The organism is Staphylococcus edaphicus, assembly GCF_002614725.1.
Lineage (GTDB): Bacteria > Bacillota > Bacilli > Staphylococcales > Staphylococcaceae > Staphylococcus > Staphylococcus edaphicus.
Genome location: NZ_MRZN01000005.1, coordinates 101,128 through 123,838, shown reverse-complemented (window position 1 = coordinate 123,838; position 22,711 = coordinate 101,128). Strand labels below are relative to the sequence as shown.

The 22,711-nt window shown below is 35.2% G+C and carries 12 protein-coding genes and 1 riboswitch; of the genes, 7 read left to right on the top strand and 5 right to left on the bottom strand.

The features are described from left to right. Positions 1–94 precede the first annotated feature (94 nt). The 3 genes from BTJ66_RS05070 to BTJ66_RS05060 form a co-directional block, all read right to left on the bottom strand. A complete protein-coding gene (locus tag BTJ66_RS05070; RefSeq protein WP_100249684.1) occupies positions 95–7,009 on the bottom strand; it encodes an Ig-like domain-containing protein in 6,915 nt (2,304 codons plus the stop codon). Positions 7,010–7,382: 373 nt separating this feature from the next. Further along, positions 7,383–12,335, bottom strand: a complete 4,953-nt coding sequence (locus BTJ66_RS05065; RefSeq protein ID WP_099089880.1) for a Rib/alpha-like domain-containing protein — start codon at positions 12,333–12,335, stop codon at positions 7,383–7,385. Between the two features lie 251 nt (positions 12,336–12,586). Then, positions 12,587–12,823 carry an HTH domain-containing protein gene (locus BTJ66_RS05060; RefSeq protein WP_099089879.1) on the bottom strand — a complete coding sequence of 79 codons (237 nt, stop codon included), beginning with the start codon at positions 12,821–12,823 and terminating at the stop codon, positions 12,587–12,589. Positions 12,824–13,456: 633 nt separating this feature from the next. Here BTJ66_RS05060 and BTJ66_RS13940 point away from each other — a divergent pair. Both BTJ66_RS13940 and BTJ66_RS05055 read left to right on the top strand, forming a co-directional pair. Continuing rightward, the gene (locus BTJ66_RS13940; protein WP_274521113.1) at positions 13,457–13,591 is read left to right on the top strand and encodes a hypothetical protein; all 135 of its coding nucleotides are present in this window, start codon (positions 13,457–13,459) and stop codon (positions 13,589–13,591) included. A gap of 359 nt (positions 13,592–13,950) precedes the next feature. Further along, positions 13,951–14,907 carry a DUF418 domain-containing protein gene (locus tag BTJ66_RS05055; protein ID WP_099089878.1) on the top strand — a complete coding sequence of 319 codons (957 nt, stop codon included), beginning with the start codon at positions 13,951–13,953 and terminating at the stop codon, positions 14,905–14,907. Between the two features lie 411 nt (positions 14,908–15,318). Here BTJ66_RS05055 and BTJ66_RS05050 read toward each other — a convergent pair whose 3' ends face one another. Together BTJ66_RS05050 and BTJ66_RS05045 are read right to left on the bottom strand one after the other, a co-directional pair. Next, the gene (locus BTJ66_RS05050; RefSeq protein ID WP_099089877.1) at positions 15,319–15,981 is read right to left on the bottom strand and encodes an ABC transporter ATP-binding protein; all 663 of its coding nucleotides are present in this window, start codon (positions 15,979–15,981) and stop codon (positions 15,319–15,321) included. 18 nt (positions 15,982–15,999) lie between these two features. Further along, positions 16,000–17,049: an ABC transporter permease gene (locus tag BTJ66_RS05045; protein WP_099089876.1), complete on the bottom strand. Its 1,050-nt coding sequence runs from the start codon at positions 17,047–17,049 to the stop codon at positions 16,000–16,002. A 321-nt stretch (positions 17,050–17,370) separates the two neighbouring features. On the opposite strand from BTJ66_RS05045, the gene BTJ66_RS05040 reads away from it, so the two are divergent. The 5 genes from BTJ66_RS05040 (at position 17,371) to thiS (ending at position 22,710) form a co-directional block, all read left to right on the top strand. Next, positions 17,371–18,300 (top strand): ketopantoate reductase family protein, encoded by a 930-nt coding sequence (locus BTJ66_RS05040; protein ID WP_099089875.1) that lies wholly within the window; start codon positions 17,371–17,373, stop codon positions 18,298–18,300. Between the two features lie 681 nt (positions 18,301–18,981). Continuing rightward, positions 18,982–20,475 carry a xylulokinase gene (gene xylB, locus BTJ66_RS05035; RefSeq protein WP_099089874.1) on the top strand — a complete coding sequence of 498 codons (1,494 nt, stop codon included), beginning with the start codon at positions 18,982–18,984 and terminating at the stop codon, positions 20,473–20,475. Between the two features lie 176 nt (positions 20,476–20,651). Next, a riboswitch (TPP riboswitch) is annotated at positions 20,652–20,760 on the top strand. A gap of 57 nt (positions 20,761–20,817) precedes the next feature. Then, positions 20,818–21,414 carry a thiamine phosphate synthase gene (locus BTJ66_RS05030; protein WP_238597592.1) on the top strand — a complete coding sequence of 199 codons (597 nt, stop codon included), beginning with the start codon at positions 20,818–20,820 and terminating at the stop codon, positions 21,412–21,414. Then, positions 21,398–22,513, top strand: a complete 1,116-nt coding sequence (locus BTJ66_RS05025; protein WP_099089873.1) for an NAD(P)/FAD-dependent oxidoreductase — start codon at positions 21,398–21,400, stop codon at positions 22,511–22,513. The genes BTJ66_RS05030 and BTJ66_RS05025 overlap by 17 nt, the downstream gene beginning before the upstream one ends. After that, a complete protein-coding gene (gene thiS, locus BTJ66_RS05020; protein WP_099089872.1) occupies positions 22,510–22,710 on the top strand; it encodes a sulfur carrier protein ThiS in 201 nt (66 codons plus the stop codon). The genes BTJ66_RS05025 and thiS overlap by 4 nt, the downstream gene beginning before the upstream one ends. Position 22,711: the final 1 nt, after the last annotated feature.

Below are 22,711 nucleotides of genomic sequence, written 5' to 3'. Positions count from 1 at the left end.
TCCTTATATAGGTGGAATGTTTCTTAATGTTATAGCATAACGTTTTTTAGTCTTACATTTAAATTATGCACTATATTTTGATAATGCTCTCTTGTTACTCTTTAGAATCACCGTTAATTCTACGTCTTCTTAATAAAGCTAAGCCACTCAGTCCAAATAATCCTGCTATTAAGCCTTTATTCGCATCATCATTACCTGTATTAGGTAAAGCTTTCTTGTCTGATGATTTATCTTTTGCAGTTTCTTTGTCTTTATTAAGATCCTCATTCATCTGGTCATCAATATTAGCTGATTCTGATTCACTCATAGGTTCAGAAGTACTTTGTGATTCACTCTCGCTCATTGACTCTGATGTACTTAACGATTCGCTCTCACTTATTGATTCTGAAGTACTAAGTGATTCGCTTTCGCTGATTGACTCTGATGTGCTTAATGATTCGCTCTCACTTATTGATTCTGATGTGCTCAATGATTCACTTTCGCTAATTGATTCAGACGTACTTAACGATTCGCTCTCGCTGATTGACTCTGAAGTACTCAATGACTCGCTTTCACTTACTGATTCGGATGTACTTAATGATTCACTCTCGCTAATCGATTCTGATGTGCTCAATGATTCTGACTCGCTAATTGATTCTGATGTACTCAATGATTCTGACTCACTGATTGACTCTGATGTGCTTAGTGATTCGCTCTCGCTAATTGACTCTGAAATGCTTAATGATTCGCTCTCACTGATTGACTCTGAAATGCTTAATGATTCGCTCTCACTGATTGACTCTGAAGTGCTCAATAACTCACTTTCACTGATTGACTCTGATGTACTTAGTGACTCACTTTCACTGATTGATTCTGATGTGCTCAATGATTCTGACTCGTTGATAGATTCCGAAGTGCTTAATGACTTACTCTCACTAATCGATTCCGAAGTACTTAGTGATTCTGACTCACTGATTGATTCGGATGTGCTTAATGATTCGCTCTCACTAATAGACTCTGATGTACTCAATGATTCACTTTCACTGATTGATTCTGATGTACTTTGTGATTCTGATTCGCTGATTGATTCTGAAGTACTCAATGATTCGCTCTCACTGATCGATTCCGAAGTACTTAGTGATTCGCTTTCGCTGATTGATTCGGATGTACTTAATGATTCGCTCTCGCTGATTGACTCTGATGTACTTAATGACTCGCTTTCACTGATCGATTCAGACGTACTTTGTGATTCACTTTCGCTTACTGATTCTGAAGTACTTAGTGACTCACTCTCGCTGATTGACTCAGAAGTACTTAACGATTCACTTTCACTTATTGATTTAGAAGCTCTTAATGACTCACTCTCACTGATTGATTCCGAAGTACTTAATGATTCGCTCTCACTGATTGATTCTGATGTACTCAATGATTCACTTTCACTTATGGATTCTGATGTGCTCAACGATTCGCTCTCACTGATTGACTCAGAAGTACTTAACGATTCACTCTCACTAATCGATTCCGAAGTGCTTAATAACTCACTTTCACTTATTGATTCGGACGTGCTTAATGATTCGTTCTCACTTACTGATTCGGATGTGCTCAATGATTCACTCTCACTTACTGATTCAGATGTGCTCAATGATTCACTTTCACTTACTGATTCAGAAGTACTTAATGACTCACTTTCACTTATTGATTCAGAAGTGCTTAGTGACTCACTCTCACTAATAGATTCGGATGTGCTTAATGACTCTGACTCGCTGATTGATTCTGAAGTACTTAATGATTCGCTCTCACTAATAGACTCTGAGGTACTCAATGATTCACTTTCACTGATTGATTCTGATGTGCTTTGTGATTCGCTTTCACTGATTGACTCGGAGGTACTCAATGATTCACTTTCGCTAATTGACTCTGAGGTACTTTGTGATTCGCTTTCGCTGATTGATTCGGATGTACTTAATGATTGGCTCTCGCTGATTGACTCTGATGTACTTAACGATTTGGATTCACTGATTGATTCTGATGTGCTCAATGATTCGCTCTCACTAATAGACTCTGAGGTACTCAATGATTCACTTTCACTTATGGATTCCGAAGTACTCAATGATTCGCTCTCACTGATTGATTCAGATGTACTTAACGATTCTGACTCACTAATAGATTCTGATGTGCTCAATGATTCTGACTCTGATGTGCTCAATGATTCTGACTCGCTGATAGATTCAGAAGTGCTTAATGATTCGCTTTCGCTAATTGATTCTGATGTGCTCAATGATTCACTTTCGCTAATTGACTCTGATGTACTTAACGACTCGCTTTCACTGATCGATTCTGATGTACTTTGTGATTCACTCTCACTAATAGACTCTGATGTACTTAATGATTCACTCTCACTGATTGACTCTGAAGTGCTTAGTGATTCACTCTCACTTACTGATTCTGATGTGCTCAACGACTCACTTTCACTGATTGATTCAGAAGTGCTCAACGACTCACTTTCACTGATTGATTCAGAAGTGCTCAATGATTCTGATTCGCTTATTGATTCTGATGTGCTTAGTGACTCACTTTCGCTGATTGACTCTGAGGTACTCAATGACTCACTCTCACTGATTGATTCCGAAGTACTTAACGATTCAGATGTACTTAACGATTCTGATTCGCTCTCACTTACTGATTCTGAGGTACTTAGTGACTCACTTTCACTGATTGACTCTGAAGTACTTAACGATTCTGATTCGCTAATTGATTCAGATGTGCTTTGTGATTCACTCTCACTAATCGATTCTGACGTGCTTAACGATTCACTCTCACTGATTGACTCTGATTCACTTAATGATTCGCTTTCACTTACTGATTCAGAAGAACTTAATGATTCACTCTCGCTGATTGATTCAGATGTACTTTGTGATTCTGACTCACTAACTGATTCTGATGTGCTTAGTGACTCACTTTCACTAATAGATTCTGATGTACTCAATGATTCACTTTCGCTAATTGACTCTGATGTACTTTGTGATTCGCTCTCACTAATCGATTCTGACGTACTTAATGATTCGCTTTCGCTGATTGACTCTGATGTACTTAACGATTCGCTCTCACTGATTGACTCGGATGTGCTTAATGATTCACTTTCACTGATTGATTCTGATGTGCTTAGTGATTCACTCTCACTAATCGATTCCGAAGTGCTTAATGACTCACTTTCACTGATTGATTCTGATGTGCTTAACGATTCTGATTCGCTAATTGATTCACTCTCGCTGATTGATTCCGAAGTACTTTGTGATTCTGACTCACTAACTGATTCTGATGTGCTTAGTGACTCACTTTCACTAATAGATTCTGATGTACTCAATGATTCACTCTCACTAATCGATTCCGAAGTGCTTAATGTCTCACTTTCACTGATTGATTCAGAAGTGCTTAATGATTCGCTCTCACTGATTGACTCGGATGTGCTTAATGACTCACTCTCACTAATAGACTCTGATGTACTCAATGATTCACTTTCACTGATTGATTCGGATGTGCTCAATGATTCACTCTCACTTACTGATTCAGATGTACTTAACGATTCGCTCTCACTGATTGACTCGGATGTGCTCAATGATTCGCTCTCACTGATTGATTCGGATGTACTTAGTAACTCACTCTCACTAATCGATTCGGACGTGCTTAATGATTCACTTTCACTTATTGATTCGGATGTGCTCAATGATTCGCTTTCACTGATTGATTCGGATGTACTTAATGATTCACTCTCACTAATCGATTCGGACGTGCTTAATGACTCTGATTCGCTAATAGACTCTGATGTGCTTAATGATTCACTCTCACTAATCGATTCCGAAGTGTTTAATGACTCGCTCTCACTAATAGACTCTGATGTACTCAATGATTCACTCTCACTAATCGATTCCGAAGTGCTTAATGATTCGCTTTCACTGATGGATTCTGATGTACTTAATGACTCGCTTTCACTCATTGACTCTGATGTACTCAATGATTCGCTCTCACTGATTGATTCGGATGTGCTTAATGACTCACTTTCACTTATTGACTCTGATGTACTTAGTGACTCGCTTTCACTTATTGACTCTGATGTACTCAATGATTCGCTCTCACTGATTGATTCGGATGTGCTTAATGATTCTGATTCACTTATTGATTCCGAAGTGCTCAATGACTCTGACTCGCTGATAGATTCTGAAGTACTTAATGATTCGCTCTCGCTGATTGATTCAGAAGCGCTTAATGATTCGCTCTCGCTGATTGACTCAGAAGTACTTAATGATTCGCTCTCACTGATTGACTCAGAAGTACTTAGTGACTCACTTTCACTGATTGATTCTGATGTGCTTAGAGACTCTGACTCACTGATTGATTCTGAAGTACTTAGTGACTCACTTTCACTAATAGATTCAGAAGTACTCAATGATTCGCTTTCGCTAATTGATTCTGATGTACTTAGTGATTCGCTTTCGCTGATTGACTCTGAAGTGCTTAATGATTCGCTCTCACTAATCGATTCCGAAGTGCTTAATGACTCACTTTCACTAATAGATTCAGAAGCGCTCAATGATTCACTCTCACTGATTGACTCTGATGTACTTTGTGATTCTGACTCACTAATAGATTCAGATGTGCTCAATGATTCACTTTCACTAATTGATTCCGATGTGCTCAATGATTCTGACTCGCTGATTGATTCAGAAGTGCTCAATGATTCACTCTCACTGATTGATTCAGAAGTACTCAATGATTCGCTCTCACTTACTGATTCTGATGTACTTAGTGATTCGCTCTCGCTGATTGATTCAGAAGCGCTTAATGATTCGCTCTCGCTGATTGACTCTGAAGTGCTTAGTGACTCACTTTCGCTTAATGACTGCGATATGCTATGTGACTCACTTTCACTTAATGATTGCGATGTACTCAACGATTCACTTGTACTTAATGATTTTGATGTGCTCAACGACTCCGAAGAACTAATCGATGCACTTTCACTTACGGATGAAAAATCTCCATAACCATTTGCGGAACTTTTCACCCAATTTATTGTATTACTCACTGATTTGCCGGCAATTGTTGTTAATTGTATATTACCATCTTTTGATCCAGTTCCTTCTGTAACAATAATATAGCCAGTATTTTGTCTATTATTTGCTGTAGTGAATTTTAATTGTGTAGTATTAGCATCTAAATTAAGGCGTGTTATTTGGCTAGTAACATCTTGTAAACCGGTTAAATTCGGTACGAATGAATCTGTAAAAGCGCTTTTCATATTACTTGGCACTTTATATATCTTCACATTATCTAACGTTGCATTCGTCTGAGTTAGCGTTGCTGTAAAAGCTCCTGCACCCGCTTTACTTAATTGTGGATTAACATATGAAACACGTGTGTAACTACCATCAACCGGACTAAAAGAAGTAATCGCTGACCTTGTTATGTTTTTTTCATTACTATAATTCTTATAATCAACAGTATAGTTGTGATTTAATTGTTCACCTGCAAAACTAATTGCATTATTATATGTACCATTTGATGGTGCAGTCTTTCTATTGGGTGACATAGAGAATTCAAATGAACCTTTAACGTTATTATATTTGTTGACATAGTCATTAAATATATAATCAAAGCTATTTGTAGAAGCATTATACTTACCAACGGCAATCGTTTCCCCACTAGGACTTAAAATAGCCGGTGCTGCTCTACCATCTTCTTGATATAAAGCACCTGGTACAATATTCTTTCCGAAATCAACGGTAAACGTGTCTCCTGCTTTCACCTTATCATCAACTGTGTAGTTACCTTTTAATACTAATGTACCACCGTATGTAGGCTTAACTGCTGCAGTGCTTCCATCAGGGTTTTTAACTTCTGTTCTGAGATTAGATGCTGTGACAAGATTGTTTACATTTTTACTTGTATTTATAGCAGCTCTTGTAACAACACTTCTAAATCTAGTGTTGGTATTTACTAAACTCCTCGCCGTTGTTTTTGGTAGTTCAGTATCTTTCATATTTTTTAATGCAGCGTAAACTATCGCTTCCTTTACTTCTGATTCAGATAATTCATCGATATTTGATGGCAAGTCCTGTTTGATTTGTGCTTGTTCTTTCGGACTTAAATCTGTTTCTTTAAAAGCATCCTCAACAACTTTACTATCACTTGAATTTGATTTGTCTACTGTAGTAGAACGATTACTATCGGTAGGCGTGTTTACTTTATTTTGAACGTCCGATGCGTTACGTAATTGCTGTTCATCAGTATTTTGTGTCTGATCAATGCTTTTTCTATCTTGATTATTGCCATTATCATTTTCTTCCGTATTGTACTTTGCATCATTATTCGGTGATGTGTTCTTGTCAACATACTTCGCTGCCGATTCTTTATCCTCAGAATCATTCGTTTGCTTTGTTTCATCGTCACGTTGTTCATTCGTATCTTGCTCTTTTTTAACAGCTTCATTTTCCTGATTGCTTGCAGTTGATTCTTTTATATCCTGTTGTTGATGATTAGTCGTGTTATTCTCTGTTTCGCTTTGCTTTGTTGCTTCAGGTTTATCACTATTATCAATTTCACTTTGTTTCTCTTCATCAGGTCTAGCATGATAATCGATTTCATCTTGTTGCGTTTCATCTTTCTGCTCATTATAACTGTCTTCTACTTCACTATTTGATTCTGAATTATTGTTTTCTTTATTTACAGATGTATTTGCTTGTGAATCATCTGATTCCTTAGCTACCTCACTATCTGACTCTTGCATTTGTTGAGTATGTGAATCGGTAGCTCCGTTATTTTCATTAGTTGTTATGTCTTCTTGACTGGTATCCGTTTGATTGTTAATTTGTTCAATGTGATTTAAGTGGTCACTTTTTTGTTCTTCTGCTTCAACTTCTTCCGACGGCTGCCCTAAAAACAAAAGCGCTCCTATTAAAATAGATGCTGTTCCCACAGTAAAACGTCTGATAGAATATCTATTTTTTCTGTTATTCAAAAAATCTAATCTTTTCATAATTCCTCCACTAATATATGTTTCGATATAATATAAAATGAGTGTAAAATGTAGTATTGTTTTCATTTTTTAATTTCACATAATTCGATTTCGCGCAATTTTAAGATTGCAAAACACTTTTGCTATCGACTTTTTGCAAAATAAAGCCATTTACTTAAAAGTTTAAAAAAACGCTTTCGTTTATCACTGCATTTTTTACAAAAGTGAGGCTGGGACAAATGAATTGTCTCAGCCTCCTATCATTACATTGGCAGAAGCTGACCAAGTTGAAAATACACTTATATCAAGCTAATTTCTATACTAGTCGTCTTTGCCGGGTACGATGAAATCTTTTTAAATTAATTAGATTTCACTACCACTTTCATGATGTCAATTATTGTTCTTCTCTTTTGTTGCGTCTTCTGAATAGTAATAGTCCTAATCCTGCAAATAATGTTCCGAAGATTGTAGCGTGCTTACTTTCGGTTTCACCTGTTTCAGGTAAAGCTTGATTGCCTTCAATTGAGTGACTACCATCTGATAAATTGTTACCTTCTTCATCTCCTACAATGCTGCTATCAGATGCATTATTATCTGCTCTGCCTACTGCATTGTTACCGTCTGATGAATTATCGTCTTTTCCATTTCCTGCATTGTTGCTGTCTGATGAAGTGTCATCTTTTCCGTCTCCTGCATTGTTGCCGTCTGATGAATTATCTGCTTCTCCGTCTCCTGCATTGTTACCGTCTGATGAAGTGTCATCTTTTCCGTCTCCTGCATTGTTGCCGTCTGATGAGTTATCGCAATTTTCTCCTACTACAACATTTGTAGGTGTTGATATATTACCTTTTTCATCTTTTTCAACAGCAGTTATAATATCACCTTTATCTAAATCTACTCCTTTTGGAATATCTACTGTCCAGTTACCATCCTTATCGACTTTACCTTCTGAAGTACTGCCATCAGGGAATGTAACTACAATTGTATTTCCAGGTGTACCATTTGATCCTGTAACCACTTTATCGTTATCATCAACCGGATTAACCGTTGGTGCTGGAATATCAACAACATCACCAACTGTAACCATTGCTGATATTTCTTCTGTCGAACCGTCTGGGTACATTACTGTTACTGGTATAACTACAGATGTTCCTGGCACCGCATCTTTAGACGGTTTTACAGTTAATTCCCCAGTATTTTGATCTACCGATATTTCCCATCCAGAAGGAATCTTTGTTTCATCCACTTTATATTTCGTACCATCAGGCATTGTATTATCACCATTTTGTGGGACTTTGCTTGTTTCTCCTGGTTTTACTGAAATATCGTCATAACCCGGATTATTTGTATTCGCCTGTGTTTCGTTACCTACTGTCACGGGTACTTTGATATGATCTGTCGTGCCATCTGGATATGTCACGGTCACGTCTACTTCTGTTGTGCCTGGTGTATTACCGTCTGGTAATTGGCTTTCATCATCTACTGTGATTTTCGGTTGTTCTTTATCACTTGGATAATCTGGGATTGTTACTGCTCCTGTTACATCTTCTGCTGTTGTTGGTGTTCCATGATCTTTTGTTACACCTTCTGTTGTTGGTTCGTATGCTTGATTATCTGCTTCGTTACCTACTGTCACAGGTACTTTGATGTGATCTTTCGTGCCATCTGGGTATGTCACAGTCACGTCTACTTCTGTTGTGCCTGGTGTATTACCGTTCGGTAATTGGCTTTCATCATCCACTGTGATTTTCGGTTGTTCTTTGTCACTTGGATAATCTGGGATTGTTACTGCTCCTGTTACATCTTCCGCTGTTGTTGGCGTTCCATGATCTTTTGTTACACCTTCTGTTGTTGGTTCATATGCTTGATTATCTGCTTCGTTACCTACTGTCACGGGTACTTTGATGTGATCTGTTGTGCCATCTGGATATGTCACGGTCACGTCTACTTCTGTTGTGCCTGGTGTATTACCGTCCGGTAATTGGCTTTCATCATCCACTGTGATTTTCGGTTGTTCTTTATCACTTGGATAATCTGGAATCGTTACTGCTCCTGTTACATCTTCTGCTGTTGCTGGCGTACCATGATCTTTTGTTACACCTTCTGTTGTTGGTTCGTATGCTCGATTATCTGCTTCGTTGCCTACTGTCACGGGTACTTTGATGTGATCTGTTGTGCCATCTGGGTATGTCACGGTCACGTCTACTTCTGTTGTGCCTGGTGTATTACCGTCTGGTAATTGGCTTTCATCATCCACTGTGATTTTTGGTTGTTCTTTATCATTTGGATAATCTGGAATTGTTACTGCTCCTGTCACATCTTCTGCTGTTGCTGGCGTACCATGATCTTTTGTTACACCTTCTGTTGTTGGTTCATATGCTTGATTATCTGCTTCGTTACCTACTGTCACGGGTACTTTGATGTGATCTGTTGTGCCATCTGGATATGTCACAGTCACGTCTACTTCTGTTGTACCTGGTGTATTACCGTTCGGTAATTGGCTTTCATCATCCACTGTGATTTTCGGTTGTTCTTTATCATTTGGATAATCTGGAATTGTTACTGCTCCTGTTACATCTTCCGCTGTTGTTGGCGTTCCATGATCTTTTGTTACACCTTCTGTTGTTGGTTCGTAATGATCTTTATCACCTAAATGATCCGTTGAATCTTTAGGATTTGTTGAACCATTGATTTCATTATCATCTGGTACACCATCACCGTCATCGTCATCGTCAACAATGTCTGGCATACCATCTTTATCTGTATCTCTTTGTACTTTAATCACAAAATCTTCGCTTGCCGTTGCACCATTTTCATCAGTCACTGTAACAGTCACTTGGAAATCCCGTTCTTCTTCAAAAGTACTTGCTGATGGATTATTTGGATCCCAATTATCGTTCCAATCATTTACTATTGGTGTTCCAGAAATAATACCTGTTTCAGGATGATATGTTACGCCTTCTGGTAAGCCTTCTACTTTAATCTCTGAGCCTGGTTTATTAGTGTTTACAGTAACATCAGCAATTGGATTACCTTCTACAACTGTTTGATTATCAATTGCATCAATTTCAAGTTTAATAACGTTATCTGCAGCAAATGTATCTGCAGCGATTACATTATCATTAACTACTAATTGGACAGTATATGTTTTTCTACTATCGATGTCTTCAGGTACTGTAAATTGTGCTGCGCTCTCTGCTTCTGCTTTATTATTCACCGCCGTTCTAGAAAGCTCTACAGGTGTGTCACCTGATGTATCCAACCACACAATTTCAGTTTTCTCACCAGGATAATACATTGAACTTACATTACTTACTGCAGTATCACCCGGATGTGCTACATTATCAATTGCATCAAAATTAGTAATATCAATATCATATTTAGCTGGATCTGCAACTAATGCAAAGTGAACATTATAAGCATATGATTTATTAGCTGAAACGAATGGTACTGAGCTAGCATAATCATTAGGTGAAGTAAACACTGGAGATGAGTACCCTGTATAACCAGGAACTACATTACCATCTTTATCCATTACATATTGATACATGTAATTAACATCGAATTTGTCATCAAACCTAGCAGTATATTCACCGTTTACAATTGGTGCTACTACTGTTTGTTGAATGTATTCTGGATTTGTTTTGATTAATGCTTGTTGTGCTTTAATACGTTCATTTACATCGTCTATACCATTTGTAGTAGATAGCGCTTGCTTACCTTCTGGAGTTAAGACACTTGTAACTACTCTAAAACCATTTTTCGCTTCTTCTAACGTTTGATCAACAAACGATTCACCAGCTGAAGTTGGATATTCTGTTCCGGCAGTTGATGTTTCCCACCAAACCTTACCACTTACCGCATAGCGATCTTTCTTATTAATTGTATCTGGGAGGTAGGAAGGGTTTTTGTCTGGTCCTTTATCATCATATTTCCATTCAGATTCTGGTGTCGTCATTGTGGCATTAGTCGGTTTTTCGTAAACATAAACAGCCGTTCTTTGAATACTGTGCCCTGCTAAAATAAATTCACCTGTTGGTACAACCGCACCAGAAAACCCTGTTGAATTACCCGGTTGTTTTCTATAAGTAAAATATTCATTACCATTTTTTGAATTTTGACCAGGTGCTAACCACATTTTATATTTTTGACCTGATACAGATTGGAAGTCTGGCTTGTGAACTTTACCATTTGCATCTGTCCAACCTTCACCAATGTCAAACGCATACGTTCCATTACCACCTTGATCTGAACGAGTACCACCTAAGTCATGAGTAATAGCTTGATAAACAGGAGAGACTGTGCCATCTTTATCCATCCATTGTAGATATACTTTGTAATCATTTAACGCTGTTTTTGATCCGTTAATACCAGGGCTATAGTTATCAGTTGCAACATCTAACCAACCACTGACAATGCCTTTTGTAGTTTGAAAATCAGAACCCTTAGTAATTTTTCCTGACGCGATAGCATCAACATCAACAATTTGATTAGATGTTGTAGCTAATGTGTTCACATGTCTGTTAGAAGCAATATTAATGGATTCACTATCACGCGGTGTAGCAGATCTATATACTGTGGCTAATGGTTTGCTTTCCTTTTGTTTATTAGCTAAATCTTTAAGTAATGCCAATTGTAGTTCTCGTTCGCTCATGTTTTTTGTATCTAAATCACGAACTACTTCTCGAGCTTTTTCATTTGAAACATTAGCAGCATTCTTATAATATGTAATAGTTGTTTCTTTGTCTGTCACATGTGAAATGTCTACATTATTTTCTTTTGGCAATGTTTCAGTACTTTGTGATGTGTTTTGTGGCGTCTCTTTTGATGTTGACTCTTCAATACGTTCTGAAACCTCTTTTGGCGCTGCCTCTTCAGTGCTTCGTGACGTTTCTTTGGATGCTACTTCTTCAGTGGGTTCTGAAGCCTCTTCTGATGTTGACTCTTTTACATTTTGTGGGGTTTCTTTGGATGTTGGTTCTTCTGTTACTTCCGAATCCTCTTTAGATGTCGCTTCTTCTGTACCTTGTGGCGTTTCTTTGAATGCTACTTCTTCAATACTTTCTGGAACTTCATTAGATGTTGGTTCTTCAGCATTTTCTGCAACTTCTTTTGATGGTGAAGCTTCAGTATTGTCCAGGGTTTCTTTTCCTTGATTTGTTTCAGCTTCCGTATTTTCTTGGTCAAGCTCTGTAGTATTTGTACTATTTTCTTGAGCCTCTGCTTGATTACTTAATCCAAAAAGTAAAGTTGCACCAACTAATATTGATGCTGTACCCACCGTAAATTTACGGATTGAATACTTATTTAATTTATTAGATAAAAAATCTAATCTTTTACCATTCATCTTTTTTAAAACCACCTTTTTTTGATATACCAAGAAAACAGACTTATTATAGGTATTGATCACCTATAAACACATAAGCTAATTCAATAAATTCGCTTTTTTAACCCAAGTGCAATCAGTAACATAGTATTTAGTCCCTCGTATGAGTATCCTTCCTAATATACAGCTCATAATCCAACCTTTGTTTTAAAGTTATTATCATAGCTACTAAGTATTAAAACCGTTTTCTTTTTTCAAAGATCAGACAAATTTTAAAAATTTATTTCTCTTCCATTCTTAATAGAGTACTTACAATTAACATAGTCATAATAGATTTCTTTCTTTTCAATCCACTCATCATTATCATAAAAATAATTTCTTATCTCTTGAATGTCCCTTATAATTGTTCTTTCGCTAACTTTAAACTCAGTAGAAAGCTCCAACTTATCCAATTCTTTTCGTTTTAATAAACGTGTATATATACTCAAAAGCCTATGTGAACGATTCAACTAAGTCACCCTCTTTCTTGGTAACATTATTGTACAATTAAGGAACGACATATAATGGCACAACTATATAAAAATTACATATTTTTTATATAGTTTTTAAAAATTTATGTTCACATTTTCTAATAATTCAATAACGCTACCATTTAATTAGTTATAAATAATGAAATTATAATAGTTATTATAAAATATTTATTTTTTCTCTTCATCGGAATAAGAAATTTATTTTACTTAAACTAAATTATACAAAGGTGCAAAACTAAAATGTACATATAAATAATGATTCATTACTAGTTTGAATACAATATAGTTTCAAACTAAATACTAGAATCTGACATCAATATAAATCTTTCCCATTATTAGCGTATAAATAGTAGAAAACTGGAATAAAATTAAAGGACTACGATTTCAAGAATGACAATCGTAGTCCTTAACTAAGGCAAATGTTTAATTATGTGTTTTATAAATTTATTTTTTAATGAATTCTATGAACTCCCAGATAATCCAAATAACTCGACTAACCCAGAAAACCCAATCAACACTAATGATACTAAGCGCTTTAACTATGTATCAAGCTTAAATACGTTAGTAACAGCTACTAGTTTTAATTGAGTTGTAGATTAAGGAGATGACAAAATGAGTAATCATATCACTAATCAAAATGTTTTACCTAGTGCTGAAAAACTACAGGAAAGTTTGACTATATCAATCGGAACACTTATGTCATTGACTGGTATGCTATTACATTTATTTATACGAAAAAAATCATAAAACACTAATTGATACGCTACTAATTTTCTTAATTACAATGAGAATTAGTAGCTTTTTATTTTTGAATTCTAAAAACAATGGTAAATAAACTCAAAATTATAATAAACTTTTCTACTAAAAAAAGTACTAGGCTTTCTTCTGCTTTTTTAATCATTCGTATATAGTAGTTTTCTATAATCATGACATTAAAAGCAATAATTACTTCATAATAAAGATTTTAATAGCACACGATTTTATCAGTATTCACAAATATTACAACTTTGTTCGTATATCATGTGATTTTGTCACTTCATTTACATTACAGTCTTTTCAATGATTGCTACAATCGCAATGTGACTACACAAGAGAGAGGGATTACAGTGAATAATCATAGAATAGTAGGATTAGATATTATTAGAGGTCTAGCTATTTGTATCGTTATTTTTGTCAATATGCATGAAGTACTACCTATTATAAAAGGAACTAAGCCTCATTTCTCTGACACTGATAAATGGATAGACTCAATATTCAAAATTGTCATAAATGAAAAGTTCATTAGTTTATTTACAATCCTATTTGGTATTGGGATGGGCATTTTTATAAATAATGCCAAACAAAAACATTTATCTCCTTTAATGTTAATGTTTAGAAGATTAATTTTTTTACTTGTAATTGGTTTGCCACTCGTTATTTATGAGTTGCCGTTTGTAGGTTATGCTCTTTATGGAATGATCATTATGTTTGCTACATTAATCAAAAGAAAATGGATTATATTATGCTTAGCAACACTCTCCATAGCATATACTTTAGGCAATACATTTATTTATCATAGTAGTTCTTTAAACATATTGTTTTTGATGCTGTTTGGTCTATATATGAGTGAAAGTAAAAAGATATATGATATCAGAAAGCATGTTAAATTTTTCTTTACTACATTTTGTATATCATTAGTTACTTTACTCATTATTATTAGCTTATATCTCTTGGATATGAGTAATTGGCAAACAACACTTTCATTGTCAGCGCCATTGCAAACGATTATTTATTTTATCGTATTACTGTATCTCACATTGTTAACGCCTGTACAAAAATTATTAAAACCTTTTGAAAATGTAGGTAAAATGGCGTTTACATTATTTATTTTACAAATATTATCCATTATCATTACACTGAAATTAACTGGTATAAATTATCCTACCCCAACCGAATCATTATTATATGGGTTTCCTATACTATTATTAATGATTATTATCTCATCATTATGGTTAGCAAAATTCAACCAAGGTCCTTTAGAAAAATTATGGAGAAAATGGACTTATAAAAATGTAAAACGATAAATTAATCATACCCTTTTATTAAATTTTGACAGTTTCACTCATTTGATTCGTATTCTTGTAGAATAAGATTTATTTACTTCTTATATTATGATTTCAAAATATACAGTTGATAATGAAATATAAAAAAAGCTGAGCATCATTTTGCTCAGCTTTTTTATATAAATGATTTAATCAATTATTTGCGCAACTTATTTTGACGATTATAGACCTTGTCCTGTAGCCCATCTCTTATCAAGTTTAACAAAACACTATGCTATAATCAGCTTTACGTTGTTTAATTTCGTTTCAGAGTATCAATAAATAGCGCAATTTTCACGATCTACTAAAGCTCTGCTGTATTGGGAAAATCCACTACCTCTCAATCATTAGCAAAGTATTTCAACCAACAGGCTTTTACTATAAACCTTTAAATTACGTAAGTGTAAGTATGCCATCTTCCATATGATAGACTTTGTCACAATACGCAGTAAGCCGCTCGTCGTGCGTAACAACGATGCATGTTTTGTGCTTCTCTTTTGTCTGCTCTTTTAAAATTTTCATAACTTCCATCGCATTCTTGGTATCAAGCGAAGCTGTTGGTTCATCAGCCAAAATAATAGATGGTTTTGTATATAGCGCTTTGGCTATTGCTACGCGTTGTTTCTGCCCACCAGATATTTCACTTGGAAGTTTATTTTCAAGCGTTTCAAGATTTAACTGTGAAATAAGTTGATTATAGTCCTCTGCTGTTAAGACGTCTTTTTTTTGTTTTTTTAATAATATAAATTGTTGTTTCACCGTTAAAAAAGGAACAAGGTTTGTCGCTTGAAGTATAAAACCAATCTCCTGCATTCTCGTACGGGCCAATGCTTTTTGAGACATTTGAGAAACTTCTCTATTGTTAATGATAATATCACCAGAACTTGGTGTTTGCAGTGCACCCGCCATTGTTAAGCATGTGCTTTTCCCAGAACCTGATGGCCCGATAATTGCGGTAAGTTCATTTTGATTGAATTTCAGTGTTGTTGGTTTAACAGCTTCTATTTTTTGATTGCCATCTTGAAAATATTTCGTTACATTTTTAAATTCCAACATTTGTTATACGCTCCTACTCTATCCAATCGCTTTGAGAGGATCTACTTTTCTGATTGTTAATATAGAGAACAAACTACCGATTAATGACACTAAGATAAGGACGACACCGTAGACAACAAGCGTTACTGCACTAAATTTAATAGGAACGGCACTAGGTAAAAACGCGCCTGTAATCAACGTTAACAGCAGACCAATGACTGTACCAATCATCGCAATAATCAATGTTTGTGATAATACAACTTTTGCTAAGTAGCCATTCGTAAATCCTTGCGCCTTTAACACACCAAATAAATTTGTTTTTTGCAAAGTAATCACATATAAAAATATGCCTATAACCGTTGCAGAAATAACAAATAAAAATGAAATCATAAAAGTTAATGTTAGATTTTGTGCCTGATAACCAGGTAAGTTTTTAACGAAACTTTCTATTTCAATGGCTTCTAAATCATTATTTACATGCTTATCTTTCCAGTGTTTATCTTTTACAACAACTGCATTTGTCTTATTCTGACCTAAGGAAGCATTGATTTTTTCAATCGTCTGATTATTGGCAAATAGTACAGGAGAGGCATTGTATTTAGCACTTTCACTAAAACCTACAATTTTCAACTTCTCATCTGACTGAGATAGGGATAAATGATCACCTATTTTAAAGTTTTTCTCTTTCAAGGTTTCATCTGCGATTACTTCATTATTGGAAGTGAATTTTTTCCCTTCAATCATTTTAGGTATTAAAAATGAATTGTCAGTAACGCCAAATAACAGCGCATTTTCTTCAACATTTCCATTAGAAACAATGACACCCGATTGTTTTAACGTTGTTTGTTTGTTATATGTATCTTTTACATCTTTCTCATTGAATATCGATTGTTCAACAGTCTGGTTTGCATCTTTATTTAATACGATTGCATCTGCTTGCCATTTATCAATACCTTCTCTATTCATATTGATTAGGCCACTTGCTAACCCTGAAAGTAAAAAAAGTAAGTAACTAATCATGATTAATACACCAATAATCAAACTGAATTTTAGTTTATTCCGTTTTATTTCATTCCAAGCTAAAAACATAAAAAACCTTCTTCCCTCGACTCACTCTATTTGCCTTACACGCTGAATCAATCAATTACTTTCGTATCTCATATTCATTATAGGCGTTGCGTCTATGTAAATAAACCGTTCACATCAAAACATCTTCTCTATAGTCAATTACCCCCTACTAGAATATGTAATTATGCTAAGAATTAAATCTCAAGCAATACTTTATGCCTTGTCTAATTAGACAAATAAATCATCAATAGAATCGATGCTCAATTTAAAATACATAAAATGATATAGTTATACTATGCTTTACTTTTTAAAAACGAAACATAACTAAGGAGCGTGTTTTGAATGTATAAAATAGCTATAGCGGGAGCAGGCGCAATGGGTGGAAGAATTGGTGTTTCAATAAAAGATGCTGGCTATGATGTTACACTTATAGATAATTGGGAAGAACACGTCAAACGTATTAATACAAAGGGTATGGAGATTAAAACAGAAAACGATACCTTTTTTGTCAATTTGCCAGCTGTACTAACTAAAGATATTTCAACTAAATTTGATCTTATTATTATACTAACTAAGGCTATGGCGTCTGAAGAAATGTTACAATCCTTACATGAGGCTGGCTGTATTCATAATGATACAGCCATATTAAGTATGATGAATGGCTTGGGTCATGAAGAACGACTTTCACAAATTGTTCCCCTATCACAAATTTATCTTGCTGTAACTATGTGGACTGCAGGACTTCGTGGACCAGGACAATTATTACTAGAAGGAGAAGGGTCTATATATTTACAAAGAGCTGACGGCGCAATGGATGCCCATACTAATACAATTCTTCAAATACTCAATGACTCAGGTTTAAATGCACAAATTAGTACCAATGTTTTTGAAGCAATATGGTCCAAAGCAACATTAAATAGTGTTTTGAATCCTCTTTGTACAATATTAAACAAAACCATTTATGAATTTGGTAATGATGCCTATTCAAATGAAATAGTGATGGCAATCATTGAAGAGATTGTCGCAGTTGCAAAAGCAAAAGGGATTCATTTGGATAACAATGCACTTTTAAAAAAAGTTGAATTATCCTATCCCAAAGATGCGCAAGGCCTCCACTATCCATCGATGCATCAAGACTATACAAACGGCCGTTTAACTGAAATTGATTACCTTAATGGACAAATATCAACTTATGGAAAAGAATTCGATGTTCCTACACCGATTAATACCATGTTAACCCACCTTATCCATCAATTAGAATCAAAATTATAACTACCAAAAGTAATTTTAATTATTGTTCTATCGACGAAGTGCTTAGAAGGCACTTCGTCTTAATTTTGCCCTAAACACTTCACTAAAGAAAAATTAAATATCAATTATGGAGACCTTCCGCCAAATAGCGAACACTTTTACTCGTGTAAAAGTACAATGACCATTTCATATAAATCGTACCGATAAAAAATTTATATATAATTTCCATGCATCAAAAATATTGAAGGCACTTCTTCAAATGTTTTCAGTGTACACACAAATAAAATGACTTAATATACTCAACCACTTAACCATTAAAATTATCCTCAGAAACATATGTGGACATCTGTCGTCTAATCAAAAATAATGATTCTCCCGCTCTGCTCATGTCTTATTATGTGAAACAAGCCTTTTTCATGCTGTATTTTATCCTGAGTTCAGTCTAACTTCAGACAAACCGCACTGTTACCACAATCATTCTAGAGACTAGCGTGACTAATGGCCACATAGCTTACTAAAAAGTAAAACATGAGCTTACATTGATTCTTTTTATTAGCAGTGTAAATCCTATGTTGAACCATAATTCACGCCAGTAACAAATTTTTTTCGAATTTTTAATTTAAATTAAATCATGTTATAAATAGTAAACATAAAATACTGTAATATCTTATTTTAAATATCTAAAACAAAGGAGCCCCCTATATGAAAGAAGTAGTGCTAGGTATAGATGTTGGGACAAGTGCCGTCAAAGTAATCGCTGTGACCAAGTATGGTGAAGTACTAAAAAGCGTTCATGCACCAGTAAAAACCATGAATTTTATAAATGGTTATAGTGAGCAAAATCCGGATGATTGGTTTGAGGGCGCATGCGATTGTATCAAACAGTTAATACACAGCAAGGAATTAACTCACTATCAAGTGACAGGCTTATCATTGTCTGGTCAAATGCATAGTTTAGTCATTCTAGACGATGAATATAAACCAATTCGTAATGCTATTTTGTGGAATGATACAAGATCAACATTCCAATGTAATTTAATTAAAAAGAAATTGGGAGATTATGTATTAGATAATCCAGTATTAGAAGGATTTACGCTGACTAAATTATTGTGGATAAAGGAAAATGAACCTAATCATTGGCTTAATACTGAAGTATTCCTATTGCCTAAAGACTACGTCCGCTTTAAATTGACGGATAAATTAAATATGGAATATTCAGATGCTTCCAGTACACTGTTATTAGATAATCAGCAAAAATGTTGGGCTAAAGAAGTTGGCCGACAATTTGGTATTGATCATATTTATCCTAATCTAGTAAATTCTGATGACTTTGTGGGCTATGTGACTGAACATGTTGCACAGGAATTAGGATTAAATAATCTCGTGGCTGTATTCGCAGGAGGTGGTGATAACGCATGTGGTGCACTTGGTTCAGGAGTTATCGCTGATAACCAAACACTGTGTAGTATCGGTACTTCTGGAGTTGTATTATCTTGTGAATCTGATAAAAATGCCGACTATCAACAAAACATGCACTATTTTAATCACGTCGTAACGGATATGTCTTATGTAATGGGCGTGACCCTCGCTGCAGGTGATAGTCTAAGGTGGTTGAAAAATAATATACTGCCGCATTTAAACTATGACCAAATTATTTCAAAAGCCAAGTCGGCACCTTTAGGTAGTAATGGACTATTATTTACACCATACTTATCTGGTGAACGCACACCCCACGGAGATGCTAGTATTAGAGGGAGTTTCATAGGACTTAAGACATCACATAATCGTAATGATATAGCACGTTCTGTTATTGAAGGCATCACTTTTTCTTTATATGAATCTATAAATTATTTACGTCATATGGGTAAAACAATCACATCTGTTACATCAATTGGTGGCGGTGCACAAAGCGACTTTTGGCTACAACTCCAAGCCGATATATTTAATACTAAAATTAAAAAATTGAAACATGAAGAAGGCCCTTGTATGGGAGCTGCAATGTTAGCTGCCTTAGGATTAGGCTGGTATGAACATGTGGCCGATATAACAAAGCATTTTATAAAGTATGAATACGTTTTTGAACCTGATTCTAAAAGACACAAACAATATATGGCTTACTTTGAATTGTACCAAGCTGTTTATCAGCAAACACAATCGATTACTGCGCAATTGCTTAAAATATCTGACGTTGATTAATGTTAAAAATATTTCTTCCGAAATGAGCACAAAATTGTGTTTATCAAGGTAATCAAATATAGTAATATACACATTTATTTTTAAGTGAAACTTGAAAAAACAAATAGGATACGTTAAATTGAAGATAATTATTCAGAAAATTAGAAACACAGTATAATGAACAATTAAATAGTTTGCGAAACCACTGGAAGTGCCTTGTCAAAGGCTGAGACCGAAGTAATAACTTAGGAATTCCTTGAACCTGATCCAGTTTGTACTGGCGTAGGAAAGTGGCGTTTAGGTATATTACTCGTTATTTCAACGTCATTTTTCTAGCCGGAAAAGTGACGTTTTTTTAATGGGGTGAGCCATATTTTTATAGCAATTACCGAATACGAAAATTTAGATTCAGATGATATGACACATTATTTAAAAATAGAATCCATGATTGATTTTTTAATGATACGTACACCAATGTCACACAAGGACCTGGTTAACTGGATTAATGGTTTAATACACAGTGGATTTTCAAGAAACAAAATAATCATTCATAGCAATATTGCTGTTTTAGAACAGTGTCATTTACAGGCAATACACTTTAGTGAGTCTGACGTACGTGTAAATTCTTTCAAACACACACATCCTATTATTCAAATCAGTATGTCGACACATCATGAACAAAGCATAAAACAGGCACAAGCACGCCATTTAGATTTTATATTGTTTAGCCATATTTTTAAAACCAATTCTAAACCGGATCAACCACCAAGAACAAAAACAGAAATTGATAAAGCGTTACAACATCACATACCAATTATTGCACTTGGTGGTGTGAATGAACAAACACTGAACTATTTGCCGAAGGGATTTGATGGTATTGCTGGCATTACAATATTCAGAAGAAAAAGCATAGCATCTATTGCTGTATTAAGGGAGAGATGGAATGAATACCAAATTTGATGTCATTATTATTGGGTCAGGTGTGATAGGCATGTCAATTGCCAGGGAGCTGAGTCAAAAAGGTGCACGTGTCGCGATTATAGATCGGAATATTCGCGGTATGTATGCATCTTACGCAGCTGGAGGCATGTTAGGTGCACATAATGAATTTACGGAGGCGTGTCAGTTATTTCACTTTGCTAAAGAATCTCAAAAAATGTTTAAACCGCTTCAAGACAGTTTACTTTCAGAAGTCGATATGGATATTGAATATTTGGAAAGTGGATTGGTTAAAATTGCAGAAAGTGAACAAGATAATCCAATCGTGGAAAAACAATTCAAATTTCTGCACCAACATAATACCAATACGCAATTATTATCTCCAAAGTCCCTAGAAGACATTACCGATCATAATGTAAAGTCGCCATCTTTAACAGCGATGCTGATACCTGAAGACAATCAAGTCAACGCACATAAATATACTAAAGCATTATTTCACTCTTTAGCTAAACGTCACATCCAATTTATTGGTCATAGTGAAGTGCAAGCAATTAACAAGCAAGGTAATGGGTATGCGGTGCTTACGCAAAAAGAAACATATCATTCTAACAAGGTTGTTGTCGCTGGTGGCGCATGGAGTGGTCAGTTATTAAACCGGTATCTTCCTGAACATCAAGTTACCGGCGTAAAAGGCGAGGTACTCTTAGTCGAGCACCCCACTTTAAACCTTAACACCACACTATTTATGACGAATGGCTGTTATATCATTCCTAAAATGAACCATCGTTACTTAATAGGTGCGACAAGCTATTACGATAATTATTCTGTCGGCGTATCAAAATCTGGAAAAAATTGGTTGTGCGAACAAGCTACAAGCTACGTACCAAACTTAGCAAACAGTAAACTGATTCATCAATGGTCTGGTATAAGGCCATTTGGCTTAAACGGTAAGCCGATTATGGATGAAGTAGATAACAATCTATTCGTTGTTACTGGTCACCATCGCAATGGCATTTTATTATCGCCATTGATTGGTTTAAAAATGAGCGAATGGATTGAAAGTGGACGCAAACCAGTGGCATTTGAAGACTTTTCAATTGAAAGGAGCTGTAGAACATGAAATGCGTTATAAATGGTGATGATTTTACTTTTAATCAGGCGCTAAGTATTCAAGCAATACTCCAAGAATTAGATTTGGATGCCGATAGAGTGATTGTTCAGCATAATGAAAATTTAGTAAAACAAGAAGACTACCAAGCAGTAAAGATTAATGATGAAGATTGTCTTGAACTATTAGAATTTGTAGGAGGCGGATAAT